The following is a 13,459-nucleotide window of genomic DNA, read 5'->3' as shown; positions in this document are numbered from 1 at the left end:
TAACTGCACAATATAAATCAGATAACAATACCACATTATTGAACTCATACAACTTACACAAATAACTTACATGAATGAACCCATATTGCCTAATTTATTTATACTTTAAACAATCAAAAAACGTAAATTCCGGGGACTATTATGAGATTAGCTATAATTAACAAAGACAGGTGCCAGCCCAGAAGGTGCAGCAAGGAGTGCGAAAAGTACTGTCCCAGAGTCAGGACAGGAGACGAAACCATTGTTTTTGAGGCCGATGGAAAGCCGGTCATCTCCGAGGAACTTTGTGTGGGCTGCGGAATATGCGTTAACAAATGCCCTTTCAATGCCATCATGATTATTGGGCTTCCCGAAGCCCTTACGGAACCCACTCACAGGTACGGGACAAACGGTTTTGCCCTTTTCGGGCTTCCTGTGCCGAGGACAGGAAAGGTAACCGGTATTCTGGGTCCGAACGGGATAGGGAAAAGTACATCTGTCCAGATCCTTTCCGGAACCCTGGTCCCCAATTTTGGGCAGGCGAAAGGCGACTGGGATACAGTACTCGAACACTATGCCGGCACGACACTTCATGATTATTTCAAAGCAGTTGTGGATGGAAAGGTAAAGGTTTCCCAGAAACCTCAGTACGTTGACCTGATCCCCAAAGCTTTCAAAGGCAAGACCTCAGAGCTGCTTGAAAAAACCGATGAAAGAGGGGTTATGGACGAGCTTATCGATTATCTTGACCTGAGAGGTGTAGTCGAGAGAAAAATCTCGGAATTAAGTGGTGGGGAACTACAGAGGGTTGCAATTGCAGCCTGTGCGGCAAGGGATGCCCAGTTCTATTTCTTTGATGAAATAAGCCCCTACCTCGATATCTACCAGAGGATTAACGTAGCCCGCCTTGTCCAGGAAATTTCAAAGGACAGGGCAGTGCTTGTGGTCGAGCACGACCTTGCAGTCCTGGATATGCTTACAGACGTAATTCACATCGCCTATGGCGAACCTGCAGGGTTTGGTGTGGTCACTCTCCCGAAAAGTGTGCGGGTCGGGATCAACCAGTACCTTAAAGGCTACCTCCCTGAAGAAAACATCAGGATCCGGCCTGAAGCCATCAAGTTCGAGGTCCATCCTCCAAAAGAGGATGCCCAGTTTAAGTCCACGGTTTCTTTCAACAGCTTTTCAAAGAAGTACGGCGACGGTTTTTCTCTCAAAGCAACAGGTGGAAACCTGCGTGAGGGAGAAGTGCTCGGGATAGTTGGCCCTAACGGAATAGGAAAGTCAACTTTCGTAAAAGTCCTGGCAGGAGAAATCGAGCCAGAGGAAGGAGACCCTGGAATCGAGGTCAAAATCTCCTACAAGCCCCAGTATATTAAAGCAGACACTCCTGTTAGCGTTCAGGACTTCCTGAGAGGCATTTCAAAGCGGTTTGGGACCAGTTATTATGAGGTTGAGATCTCGAACCCTCTCCAGCTTGAGAAGATCTATGACAGCCTGCTTATCGACCTAAGTGGCGGAGAACTGCAGAGAGTAGCAATTGCTGCCTGCCTTTCTCAGGAAGCAGACCTCTATATCCTGGACGAGCCAAGTGCCCACCTTGATGTGGAACAGCGTTCCATGGTCACCAGAGTCATCAACCGCTTTGCCGAAAACAACCAGAAAACGGCTATGGTCGTTGACCACGACATATATATGATCGATCTACTCAGCCAGCGTCTCCTTGTTTTTGAAGGCAAGCCCTCTATCTACGGTGAAGCTCACGGCCCGTTCAGTATGGAAAGCGGCATGAACAAGTTCTTGAAAAACCTCGGCATCACCTTCCGCAGGGATGAAGAGACGAGGCGCCCTCGCGTAAACAACCTTGACTCACGGCTTGACCGGGAGCAGAAGGAAAGCGGAAACTACTATTATTCTGCAAAAGAATGAGTTTTTTCAGATTTTCCACTAAATATTCTGAAGAGAATATTCTGAAAAACTCCGGGGTTCCCTTAAAAGGAAACCTCAACCTTTTGCAAGAAAGCAGTTTTTAGTCGCTGGCATCTTGGTTTCAAAATAGTTTTTTATCTAATGTGTGAGTCACTGGTTTTCAATGAAGATAGAAAGTCTCGACCTGCCCGTTGAAGTAAAGCACTTTTATGAAAACTCCGGGATTCTTGAACTTTATCCACCTCAGGCAGAGGCTGTTGAAAAGGGACTGCTTGAAGGGAAAAACCTGCTTGCTGCAATCCCTACGGCTTCAGGAAAGACTCTGCTTGCAGAGCTTGCAATGTTGAAGTCCGTGCTTGCCGGAGGAAAAGCCCTCTATATCGTGCCCCTGAGAGCTCTGGCTTCGGAGAAGTTCAGGCGGTTTCAGGAGTTCTCCGAACTGGGTATCAGGGTCGGGATCTCAACAGGGGATTATGACCGGCGAGATGAAAGAATCGGTATAAACGACATCATTGTAGCCACATCGGAAAAAACCGATTCTCTGCTCAGGAACGAGACTGCCTGGATGCAAGAGATCTCGGTTGTTGTGGCAGATGAAGTCCATCTTATCGATTCTGCGGACAGGGGACCCACCCTTGAAGTCACTCTGGCCAAGCTCCGGAAAATGAACCCTTCCTGCCAGATCCTTGCCCTTTCGGCAACAGTAGGGAATGCCGATGAGCTTGCAGCCTGGCTCGATGCCGAACTTGTGGAAAGCGAGTGGAGGCCCACCGAACTTATGGAAGGGGTGCTGTTTAATGGGACTTTTTTTTGCAGGGACAGGGAAAAATCTGTTGAACAGCCCACAAAGGATGAAGCCATAAACCTTGTACTCGATACCATAAAGGAAGGTGGCCAGTGCCTTGTTTTCGAAAGCAGCCGGAAAAACTGCATGGGTTTTGCAAAGAAAGCAACCTCTGCAGTCAAAAAGACTCTTTCCTCATTAGAGAAGGAAGCTCTTGCAGGGATTGCAGATGAGATTCTGGAAAACAGCGAAACCGATACCTCTTCAGTTCTTGCAACCTGTGTCCGTTCAGGAACGGCATTTCACCACGCAGGCCTTACCTCTCCTCTAAGGGAACTTGTAGAAGCCGGCTTTCGGGATGGGCGCATAAAGCTTATCTCAAGTACCCCAACCCTTGCAGCAGGGCTGAACCTGCCTGCCAGGCGTGTAATTATAAGGAGTTATCGACGTTATTCTTCTGATTCAGGAATGCAGCCTATCCCGGTGCTCGAATACAAGCAGATGGCAGGAAGAGCCGGAAGGCCGAGGCTTGACCCTTATGGGGAAGCTGTACTGCTTGCAAAATCGTACGAGGAACTAGTTTTCCTTTTTGAGAAATATATTGAAGCCGGAGCCGAAGATATCTGGTCCAAGCTCGGGACGGAAAACGCTCTCAGGACGCATGTGCTTTCAACGGTCTCGAATGGGTTTGCCCGGACAAAGGAAGAACTTATGGATTTTCTGGAGGCGACTTTTTTCGCATTCCAATACTCAAATTTCGGGCTCTCCATGGTTGTAGACGAATGCCTGAACTTTTTACGGCAGGAGGGAATGCTTGAGCAGGATCCCGATTCCCTTATTTCCACGAGTTTCGGAAAACTTGTTTCCAGGCTCTATATTGACCCCCTTTCTGCAGCCCTTATTGCAAAGGGCTTAAGAGGAGCCGGAACTCTTACCGAGCTTACTCTCCTGCATCTGGTCTGCAGCACGCCCGATATGCGCCTTATGTATATGCGGAGCCAGGACTACCAGAACATCAATGATTACGTAATGGCGCATGCCGAAGAGTTCTCAAAGGTTCCTAGCCCCTTCAATGTTGTCGAATACGAGTGGTTCCTGAGCGAGGTAAAGACCTCTCTACTGCTGATGGACTGGATCCATGAAAAGCCTGAAAATGAGCTCTGTTTAAAATTCAATATAGGAGAAGGAGACATCCACGCAAGTGCAGACATTGCCGAGTGGATCATGCACGTGACCACCCAGCTTGCCCGACTCCTTGACCTAAAAGGGGCAAAAGAAGCTGCAGAGCTTGAAAAGAGGATCCATTACGGGGCAGGTCCTGAACTGATAGAGCTGCTCGATATCAGGAGCATCGGACGTGTAAGGGCAAGGAAACTTTATGAGGCAGGTTTCAAATCCACAGCAGATCTTGCAGGGGCTTCTCCTGAACAGGTGGCTGCTCTTGTAGGGCCGAAGATTGCTGAAAGGATCTTCAAGCAGATCGGAAGAAGAGATACAGTGCCTGAAATCCCTGACACCAAGTCTTTTGAAAAAAGTTCCCCGGAAAGACAGAGGACGATCAACGATTTTTGATTTGTCTCGATGATCATTGATCTTTCCTTTTTTAGATTTCAATTCCTAGCGTCCCTGAGTAATCGTTTTGTCTCATCCGGAATCCAAAGATTCAATCTCTCAGTTTTCTCCCCTTACACTGCCCGGAAATGGGGTCGACCTGCCCGCAAGAAAAAGGTGACCTGCAAAATGACACTGCAATTATGAGATATATGTACTGAAGAAATGCCCCCTGAATTGAGAGAATAGTTACCTTAAGCCTGGAAACTGTTTTTAAAGTATGGAAAATATAAGCGCTTCCACCAGCTTGTCTGGCGGTCCTACAAAAAAAGCAGGAAAAAGAAGTTCGAATGAAAAAAACTCAAAAAAAGTATTTTTCAGGCAGAATTTGATCTGTTCGTTTTTTTGTTTGTGTTATGGCTTCTTCGATAGTTTTTACTTTCAGGCTTATCTCTTATTTCGTCTTCTATCCGTCTTTTTGGATTTCGTCTTCTATCCGTCTTTTTGGGAAAGACCGCTCTCCTGCGTCGAGCGTGAAAAGAACGACTCAGTATAGAATATGATTGTACAGGACAGAATACTTACTTTTCATCTCTTTTAGATCTGAGCAGAGGGTAAAATATTAAATGAGATCAGGGATTTAATGGAATCAGATTATATCAGATTATATCAAATTAGGTCAGATTGCATCAATTTATACCACACTTATACCAAACTTATCAGATCAATTGGATCAGGTTTTACCAGGTAATCTCAGAGATGGTCACAATGTTATTCAAAAAATTGTCTGATGTTTCAGAAGCTGAAATGCAGAAATTACTTTCCCGGGGGTCCGGGCTTGCAGATGTAGAGGAAACTGTTTCCTCCGTACTTTCTGATGTGCGCATGAGGGGAGATTCTGCACTCAAGGAGTATACAAAGAAGTTTGATAAAGTTGAGCTTGCCGATTTTGAGGTAAGTAAGGCAGAGTTTAAAGAAGCTCTGTCAGGTATCGGTCCTGAACTTATGGGACACCTTAAAACCGCAGCTGCAAACATCAGAGCTTTCCACGAAGCTCAGATGCCTGAAACTACCTGGTTTATGGAACTTCAGCCGGGGGTTATTCTGGGGCAGAAGGCAACACCCCTTGAAAGTGTGGGTGCCTATGCTCCGGGAGGCAGAGCTTCCTATCCTTCAACAGTGCTGATGACAGTAATCCCTGCCAGGGTTGCAGGAGTTGAGCAGGTAATCGTATGTACTCCTCCGAATGCAGATGGTTCTGTACATCCTCTTACGCTTGCTGCAGCGAAAGTTGCAGGGGCAGATAAGGTCTTCAAGCTTGGAGGTGTGCAGGCAATAGGAGCAATGGCTTACGGAACCGAAACGGTCCCGAAGGTGGACAAAATCGTAGGCCCTGGGAACGTTTTTGTGACTTCTGCCAAAATGCAGGTGAGGAATGTTGCCGAGATTGACTTCCCGGCAGGTCCGAGTGAAGTTCTTATTTTAGCAGATGATTCAGCCGATGCTGTCATGACTGCCTCGGATATAATAGCTCAGGCAGAACACGACCCAAGCGCAGTTTCTGTGCTTGTGACAACTTCAGAAACTCTCGCAGAAGCTGTAAGGAAAGAGGTACTCGGGCAAGCCGAAAATACTGAAAGAAGTGAGATCGTGAAAGCTTCTCTTGAAAATGCGGCAGTCCTGACTGCAGAGTCTCTTGAGCAGGGCATTGACTTCAGCAATAAATTCGCCCCCGAACACCTGGAAATTATGGTTGAAGATTCCGATTTCGTACTTGACAGAATCAAAAATGCCGGATCTATTTTTATAGGGAACTATGCTCCTGTTCCAGTTGGAGACTATGCCTCCGGTACCAATCATGTGCTTCCTACGGCAGGATATGCCAGGATTTATTCCGGCCTGAATATCAACCACTTCCTTAAATACTCCAGTATCCAGAAAATCAGCAAGAGTGGGCTTGAAAGTTTGAAAGAAACTATAATCGCATTAGCTGAGGAAGAAGGTCTGCAGGCACATGCTGATGCTATTAGAACTCGTTTCGGGTACAAACCCTCTAAATAATATTTCTGCTAGTCGATATGTATATAAAACGTAAATGCGTAAATAAAATTTGATATTTAAATAAATACAAATTTTTCATAAATACAGAGTGGGGATTAATATGAAAATCAGAGTGGTTAGTTCACGGGAGGAAATTCCTACCCTAAACCCGAATGAGAAGGTTATCCACCTTGCTTTCAGGCCGTCTAACAGGGATGTATTCATGCTTGCCGAAACATGTCCTAAAATTGAAGCCATACAGCTTCCTAAATCTTACAGAAGGACTGTTTCAAAGTCAATAGAGATGTTCCTGGAAATGCAGAAGATAAACCTCCTTGAAGGGGATGTGTGGGGACACCGGAAAGACATAAACGAATACTACAACGTTTCTCAGAATGTTCTGGAGAAAATTCAGGAATTAAAAGCCGACAGATTCTCAAATGAGATAATTGCCGAAAAGCTTTCGAGGGAAAGCAAACTGAATTCTGACATGATCCTTTATATCCTGAGCAAAAGAAACATGGAATTTTCCTGAGATATGGATTCATCTGCCCTTTCAACCATGACCTTTCGGGACAAATCGATTTTTAGTTTGTTGTGAAAGATAATTTCTTTGAAGGGGCAGTCAACTTTTTAAGACTCTGTCTTAAAAAGTTTTCCATGTATTTTGGACTTCTCTTCTTAAAATAATCTCCTGTATAGTTATTATATTTATTCTTTTAAAAACCGTTTAACAGACGAACTCAACGATCAAAGAGTTTCGGACTGGATTTATTCCGTAGAAAATGATTGATTATTTTCACAACTTCTTTTTTATATATAGTGAACTGAGCGAAAAAATTAAAGAAGATTTTGTATCTTAAATTCTGTATTTTTGCTCCTGAATTTTTATTTTTGCATTTCAAAGTCCTCTTATTTCAAATATGATCATCTCAGAAAAACGAACTTTTCGAGTATAACACAGAAAAATATTTAAATAGTGTCGTATAATCAATTTTATTGATTCTTGAACTTAACTAGGGTCTGGGGAATGGTATGAAAATAAGAGTTGTCAGTTCCAGAGATGAAATTCTCTCCTTAAACCCGAACGAAAAGGTAATTCACCTTGCGTTCAGGCCTTCAAATAAAGATATTTTCCTGCTTGTTGAAACCTGTCCTAAGCTCGAAATAGTCCAGCTTCCGAAATCATATCAAAGGACTATTTCGAAGTCTATGGAGATGTTTCTGAAAATGCAAAAAATCTACCTGCATGAAGGAGATGTCTGGGGCCACAGAAAGGACATAAACGATTATTATACTGTTCCTCCTTCAGTAATGACTAAAATAAGGAACATGAAAGCAGAAGGAATACCAGGTGACGAAATCTCTGAAAAAATGACGAAGGAAAGCAAGCTCAACCCGAAGATGATCCATTATATCCTGGACAGAAATCAATTTGAGTAACAAGCTCCATTGGGAGTGCAGCTATGGTGTACGAATAACAGCAGCTGAATACGAACCGTATATGAATGAAAAAACTTAACAGCATACTGGTAACACAATGCAAGGAGATATCTACATAGAAACATTTTTAAAAAACACATTATCTGGAAAACGGTTAATCTAAAAATTAATCTAAAAATTAATCTAAAAAAAAGTTAATCTAAAAATTAATCTAAAAATTAATCTAAAAATTAATCTAAAAATTAATCTAAAAATTAATCTAAAAATTAATCTAAAAATTAATCTAAAAATTAATCTAAAAAATTGAGAACGCCTGAAAGGCATCCCTGTACTATTCTACTCTTTAATCTTTATGTTTTAGCCTGTACATGTTAGCATGTGTATTTTAGGTTTTATTTTTTTGTGTGTTTTTCATTGTATGCTCTTTATTATCCCTGTTATTTTAGACAAGTTCCCTGCTGAAATATTTGTCATAGGAGGTCATATCAAAGTGCCCGTGTCCGCTCAGGTTGAAGAGAATGGTCTTTTCTTCCCCTGTCTGTTTGGCTGCGAGGGCTTCATCAATTGCACAGCGGATAGCGTGGGCAGATTCAGGTGCAGGAGCTATCCCTTCTGTCCTGGCAAACTGTATGGCTGCATCAAAAACATTGTATTGGTCATATGAAACAGCTTCAATAAGCCCTTCAGCACAGAGTTTACTTATGATTGGAGAATCGCCATGGTAGCGGAGTCCTCCGGCATGGATAGCAGGGGGCATATGCTTGTGGCCAAGGGTATACATCTTAAGGAGTGGAGTCATCTCGGCAGTGTCTCCGAAGTCATACCTGTACTCTCCTTTCGTCAGGGATGGGCAGGCTGAGGGTTCGACTGCGACCACTCTTGCGTTGTGTTTTCCTTCAAGCCTGTCTTTTATGAACTCGAGTCCGATTCCTCCGAGGTTGCTTCCTCCGCCGCAGCACCCGATAACAACATCAGGGTATTCTTCTACCTGCTCGAGCTGCTTTTTGCACTCTGAACCGATTATGGTCTGGTGGAGCACAACGTGGTTAAGCACACTTCCAAGGGTATACTTTGTATCCTCACGGGCTACTGCATCCTCTACAGCCTCACTGATTGCAATTCCAAGGCTTCCGGGGGTATCAGGCTGCTCCTGCAGGATCTTTCTTCCAAACTCCGTATCCGGGCTTGGGGAAGGCACAACATTTCCTCCCCAGAGGGCCATAAGGGATTTTCTATAAGGCTTCTGGTAGTAACTGGAACGGACCATATAGACCTTGCATTCGAGGTCAAAGTAATTGCAGGCAAGTGAAAGTGCACTTCCCCACTGCCCTGCCCCTGTCTCGGTTGTGAGCCTCTCGATGCCCTCCTTCATGTTATAGTAAGCCTGGGCAATAGAGGTATTTGTTTTGTGGCTGCCTGCGGGACTAACTCCTTCGTACTTATAATAGATCTTTGCAGGGGACTTGAGAACTTTCTCGAGCCGGTGGGCTCTGAATAAGGGACTTGGCCTCCAGAGTCTGTAAATATCAAGCACTTCTTCGGGAATGTCAATATACCGATCACTGCTCATCTCCTGCCTGATCAGTTCCTTTGAGAATATAGGCTCAAGGGCATCCGGACTTATAGGCTGCCAGGTCCTCGGGTCCAGAGGCGGATCAATTGGAGTGGGAAGGTCGGAAAGGACATTGTACCATTTCGTCGGCATTTCATTTTCGTCAAGGATAATCTTTGTCTGTTCCATAGAAATCTCCATCACATGGTTCTGTACAAAATTATACTTTGATGTATATAAATGTTGTCTGTTTGCAGGTCTGGCTTACAAAATTATTCGTCATATTTTACGAAAATGAGACTAACCGCTAGAATAATGGGAAATATAAAAAGAAAACTTGTACCGGCTTTTCCACCGGTAATTATGTTACGGGTATTATTCTACTCTTCTGGCAAGTTCCACTGCAAGTTTTGCAAGCTCTAACGCATCCGGGCCGAGAAGCCTGACCATAGGCTCTTTTCCAACCCCCCCTTCATCATAAATTACTTCAGGCACCCCTCTGTATTCTTTAATTGCTTCAGAAGTGCCCCAGTCCATGGTGCTGATATCTTCAGGCTCTTTTTCCCTGTCAAATGAGGAAATGTTAAGCCCCATCTCCCCACAGGCTGCAAGGACTTCTTCTGAATATTTTACATTCACAGCAGCCCTGATGTCAGGATTCTCACGAAGAGCTGCAAGTATTATCCCTGCCACGTGCCTGCTGGCTCCAAAGTCAACACATCCAACAGGGTTTGCCCTTCCCCTGTATCTCACGATCCTGCTTTCCACAGCCGCAATATCCTCATAATCTCTGGCTCCCGGAATTGCCATCCCTATGTTACAGCCAACCTCAGGAATGAGCTTTGCAAACTCAGGGCTGTCTGTAAGAATCAAAATCGCTTCTTTTATATCCTTCAGGGCAAGGTAGCGCTCTTTTTCCTCAAGGGTCTTTCCGAGGGGGTTTACAGGATCCACTCCCCTGCCCACAGGCAGGCTTCTCTGGATTGCCTGAACCACGAAGTTCTTTGCCTTCCTGACAGCGGTTTCCAGGCTGTCCTCGCAGGCAAGGCAGGCAGTCATTGCTGCGGAGTAGGTGCAGCCCGAGCCGTGAGTCCCGCCCCTAACAAAGGTTCCGGGGACGCGGGTAAAGTTATCAGACGCGGATTCATAGAGCAGATCAGTAGCATCAATGTGCCCTCCTGTAACAATAACGGCTTCAACTCCAAGGTCTGCAATTTTTCTTGCCGCAAGTTTTGCATCTTCAGGGGTTTTGACGTGAATTCCTGCAAGTGCACCTGCCTCAGAGGCATTTGGGGTCGTAACCTTACAGAGGGGCAGCAGTTCTTCGATAAGGACCAGAAACGCTTCTTTTCGCAGCAAGTCTCCTCCGGCTTCAGCAGCCATGACAGGGTCAAGCACCAGGGAAAGTCTGTGCTTTTTTACCTGCTTTGCAACCTCCTTTACAATTTCCGAAGAGGCAAGCATTCCGGTCTTTGTCCATTTAATATTCATATCCGTACAGACCGCTTCAATCTGGCTTGCAACAGCTTCAGGGGCAAGATCAAATGTTTTAAGGACTCCTGTCGTATTCTGAGCAGTTACGGAAGTTATGGCGCAGGTACCGTGAACTCCAAATGCGGCAAAGGTCTTCAGGTCAGCGGCAATTCCGGCCCCTCCTCCTGAATCCGAGCCTGCAATAGTCATCACAATAGGGGTTTCTGTTAAGGGGTTTCCTATCATTATATTCCTCTTTTTTTGCAGGTTTTATTTTTTGAAAACTTTTAGAAACATTCAAAAGAGTGTTGGATGAATGTGTTTTAGTAATATTGTATCTTTCCCCTGAAAAGAGTATTTTTCTTATATTTTGTGGCCATATATATATTGGAAGCTGAAAAGAGCATATTGCTTCGATACATTTATATATTGTATTTGCGACTTTGATGCAAATAATCAAATACTTAAGCGCGGCGATCAATTTAAGTCTGGATTAACTATTTATATTGATATAGATAATGAATTGATTTATAATGTTTTAAGGGGATTGTAAGGATGGCAAACCGACCTCTGGATATTTTGAACAACGCACTGGACACACCTGTAATCGTTAGATTGAAAGGCGCACGTGAATTTAGGGGCGAACTGAAAGGATACGATATTCACATGAATCTCGTGCTTGACAATGCTGAAGAATTAAGAGAAGGAGAAGTTGTAAGTAAATTCAGCAGTGTTGTTATTCGCGGTGACAACGTGGTATACGTATCTCCGTAATCTATATCAAGCACTTCATCTATTAACGTTACTTCATCTATTAACGTTAAACCTCGGTGAGCAACAGAATCTGTATGACTGAGAATAAATTCAGAAAGACAAAATCGCTTCAAATTATTGAATATTACACACTAATAAGTTGATTTTTATCAGGAGATTTATGAATGAGTAAAGGTACTTCATCAATGGGAAAGAGACAGAAGCGCACCCACGTCAAATGCAGGCGTTGCGGTAGTGTTTCATTAAACGTGCATACAAAACAGTGTACTTCATGCGGCTTTGGAAAGACATCCCGCATGAGAACTTACAAGTGGCAGGCAAAGTGCAAGTACTAAGCCTGCCTTTTCAATTTTCTCTATTTTTTACCTGCACCGGAGGTCAAGATTGAAAGAAGAATGCGGGGTTGCAGGCATAATCCTCCCTGGCGACAGACCTCAGTCAAATACTGTCGCATTCAAGCTTTACTACGCTCTGTATGCTCTCCAGCATAGAGGACAGGAATCTACGGGTATAATGGTGCATGATGGCACGTCTCCGCTCTCCATCAAGGGTATGGGACTTGTGCCTGATGTATACAACAAGGATTCCCTTGGGCGTCTGATCGGAAACTCAGGAGTCGGACATGTCCGCTACTCCACGACTGGCGGGTCAAAGATTGAAAACTGTCAGCCTTTTATCCTGAACTTCAAGGGTGGAACAGTTGCCATTGCCCATAACGGGAATCTGATAAATGCCGGAAAACTTAAGGACGAGCTGGAAAACGAAGGCCGGATTTTTATAAGCGACTCAGATACCGAGGTTATCGGTCACCTGCTTGTGAAAGAACTTATAAAACACAATCCGATAGAGTCAATCAGGATCGTAATGCGCAAGCTTGTTGGCTCTTATTCCCTTGTCATCTTCATTAACGGCGTTGTGTACGCTGTCAGGGACCCCTTCGGTTTCAAGCCTCTCTGTTTTGGAGAAGTTGACGGTGGATACGGAGTATTTTCGGAAAGTGTGGCCATCGATACCCTTAACGGCACCCTCATTAGAGACGTCAAGCCCGGCGAGGTTATGGTCTTCACGGGTTCAAGCTTTGAGAGCTACCAGCTCACAAATGAGGCCCATCCGGCACATTGCGTTTTCGAGTTCATTTACTTTGCAAGACCCGATTCTGTCATAGATGGCAAACTCGTCTACAAGGTAAGGGAAAGAATCGGAAGAGAGCTTGCCCGCGAGCATCATGTTGAAGCAGATATCGTTTCTCCAGTCCCTGACTCGGGAATCACATCCGCAATCGGTTATGCAAGGGAATCCAAAATCATGTACCTGGAAGGTCTTATGAAGAACCGCTACATAGGGCGCACATTTATTCTTCCGGGACAGGACCTGCGCGAAACTGCAGTTCGGCTCAAGATGAACGCAATTCAGGATAATGTCAAAGGCAAACGTGTAGTCCTGGTCGACGACAGTATTGTCCGCGGCACTACATCCAGGCGTATCATAGATATGGTCAGGAAGGCAGGAGCTTCAGAAGTCCATGCAAGGGTCGGAAGTCCGGCAATTATTGCCCCCTGTTATCTCGGGATCGATATGGCAACCAGGCAGGAACTTATAGCCTCATACAAGACTATAAAAGAGGTCGAAGGGCTTATAAACGCTGACTCTCTCGGTTATCTCAGCATTGAAGGGCTCATGAGAGCTCTTGAGTGCGATAAGAACGACATGTGCGTTGGCTGCCTTACAGGTGAGTATCCTGTAGAAATCCCTGGTGAGAAATGCAGGAAAAAACAAACCCGTCTTGACGATTTCAGTAAGGCCGGAGGTTCCTCTCAGGTAGTCTCCTCAGACAGCCTCTAAGGATTTCTTCTTTTACTTTTCTTACTTTATTTTACTTTATTATTCTCTGTTGATTTCTTCATTCTGGCTGTAATGCACTATTTTTTGTTTTG

At 44.5% G+C, this 13,459-nt stretch carries 10 protein-coding genes; 8 read left to right on the top strand and 2 right to left on the bottom strand.

What is annotated here, in order from left to right:
* Nucleotides 1-141: 141 nt before the first annotated feature.
* From MSWHS_RS03420 to MSWHS_RS03400, 5 genes are all read left to right on the top strand, one after another.
* Entirely contained in the window at nucleotides 142-1,908 is a 1,767-nt protein-coding gene (locus MSWHS_RS03420) for a ribosome biogenesis/translation initiation ATPase RLI (RefSeq protein ID WP_048126066.1), read from the top strand.
* Between the two features lie 163 nt (nucleotides 1,909-2,071).
* Nucleotides 2,072-4,264 carry an ATP-dependent DNA helicase gene (locus tag MSWHS_RS03415; protein ID WP_048158745.1) on the top strand — a complete coding sequence of 731 codons (2,193 nt, stop codon included), beginning with the start codon at nucleotides 2,072-2,074 and terminating at the stop codon, nucleotides 4,262-4,264.
* Nucleotides 4,265-5,002: 738 nt separating this feature from the next.
* Nucleotides 5,003-6,304: a histidinol dehydrogenase gene (gene hisD / locus MSWHS_RS03410; RefSeq protein WP_048126062.1), complete on the top strand. Its 1,302-nt coding sequence runs from the start codon at nucleotides 5,003-5,005 to the stop codon at nucleotides 6,302-6,304.
* Nucleotides 6,305-6,404: 100 nt separating this feature from the next.
* Entirely contained in the window at nucleotides 6,405-6,818 is a 414-nt protein-coding gene (locus MSWHS_RS03405; RefSeq protein WP_048126059.1) for a DUF1699 family protein, read from the top strand.
* Nucleotides 6,819-7,318: 500 nt separating this feature from the next.
* Nucleotides 7,319-7,726, top strand: a complete 408-nt coding sequence (locus tag MSWHS_RS03400) for a DUF1699 family protein (protein WP_048126058.1) — start codon at nucleotides 7,319-7,321, stop codon at nucleotides 7,724-7,726.
* A 442-nt stretch (nucleotides 7,727-8,168) separates the two neighbouring features.
* Here MSWHS_RS03400 and MSWHS_RS03395 read toward each other — a convergent pair whose 3' ends face one another.
* Together MSWHS_RS03395 and thiD are read right to left on the bottom strand one after the other, a co-directional pair.
* Nucleotides 8,169-9,467, bottom strand: coding sequence for a TrpB-like pyridoxal phosphate-dependent enzyme (locus MSWHS_RS03395; RefSeq protein WP_048126055.1), 1,299 nt, complete (start codon nucleotides 9,465-9,467; stop codon nucleotides 8,169-8,171).
* Between the two features lie 186 nt (nucleotides 9,468-9,653).
* Complete coding sequence (gene thiD, locus MSWHS_RS03390) at nucleotides 9,654-10,997, bottom strand: bifunctional hydroxymethylpyrimidine kinase/phosphomethylpyrimidine kinase (protein ID WP_048126053.1); 1,344 nt, start codon at nucleotides 10,995-10,997, stop codon at nucleotides 9,654-9,656.
* Between the two features lie 309 nt (nucleotides 10,998-11,306).
* Between thiD and MSWHS_RS03385 the strand changes: the two genes are divergently transcribed.
* From MSWHS_RS03385 to purF, 3 genes are all read left to right on the top strand, one after another.
* Nucleotides 11,307-11,525, top strand: a complete 219-nt coding sequence (locus MSWHS_RS03385; RefSeq protein WP_011032293.1) for an LSm family protein — start codon at nucleotides 11,307-11,309, stop codon at nucleotides 11,523-11,525.
* Nucleotides 11,526-11,689: 164 nt separating this feature from the next.
* Nucleotides 11,690-11,860: a 50S ribosomal protein L37e gene (locus MSWHS_RS18870; protein ID WP_082088019.1), complete on the top strand. Its 171-nt coding sequence runs from the start codon at nucleotides 11,690-11,692 to the stop codon at nucleotides 11,858-11,860.
* 49 nt (nucleotides 11,861-11,909) lie between these two features.
* Nucleotides 11,910-13,367, top strand: a complete 1,458-nt coding sequence (gene purF, locus MSWHS_RS03380) for an amidophosphoribosyltransferase (protein WP_048126049.1) — start codon at nucleotides 11,910-11,912, stop codon at nucleotides 13,365-13,367.
* Nucleotides 13,368-13,459 lie beyond the last annotated feature (92 nt).

The organism is Methanosarcina sp. WWM596 (assembly GCF_000969965.1).
In the GTDB taxonomy this organism is placed as follows: Archaea; Halobacteriota; Methanosarcinia; order Methanosarcinales; family Methanosarcinaceae; genus Methanosarcina.
The sequence above is the reverse complement of the archived record's forward strand: the minus strand, read 5'-3'. Positions and strand labels throughout refer to the sequence as shown.

Excerpts from the sequence above, each read along its gene's own strand:
- MSWHS_RS18870 (WP_082088019.1), top strand. The coding sequence starts at position 11,690 with ATGAGTAAAGGTACTTCATCAATGGGAAAGAGACAGAAGCGCACCCAC.
- MSWHS_RS03405 (WP_048126059.1), top strand. The coding sequence starts at position 6,405 with ATGAAAATCAGAGTGGTTAGTTCACGGGAGGAAATTCCTACCCTAAAC.
- thiD (WP_048126053.1), bottom strand. The coding sequence starts at position 10,997 with ATGATAGGAAACCCCTTAACAGAAACCCCTATTGTGATGACTATTGCA.
- MSWHS_RS03385 (WP_011032293.1), top strand. The coding sequence starts at position 11,307 with ATGGCAAACCGACCTCTGGATATTTTGAACAACGCACTGGACACACCT.
- MSWHS_RS03400 (WP_048126058.1), top strand. The coding sequence starts at position 7,319 with ATGAAAATAAGAGTTGTCAGTTCCAGAGATGAAATTCTCTCCTTAAAC.
- MSWHS_RS03420 (WP_048126066.1), top strand. The coding sequence starts at position 142 with ATGAGATTAGCTATAATTAACAAAGACAGGTGCCAGCCCAGAAGGTGC.
- MSWHS_RS03415 (WP_048158745.1), top strand. The coding sequence starts at position 2,072 with ATGAAGATAGAAAGTCTCGACCTGCCCGTTGAAGTAAAGCACTTTTAT.
- hisD (WP_048126062.1), top strand. The coding sequence starts at position 5,003 with ATGGTCACAATGTTATTCAAAAAATTGTCTGATGTTTCAGAAGCTGAA.
- MSWHS_RS03395 (WP_048126055.1), bottom strand. The coding sequence starts at position 9,467 with ATGGAACAGACAAAGATTATCCTTGACGAAAATGAAATGCCGACGAAA.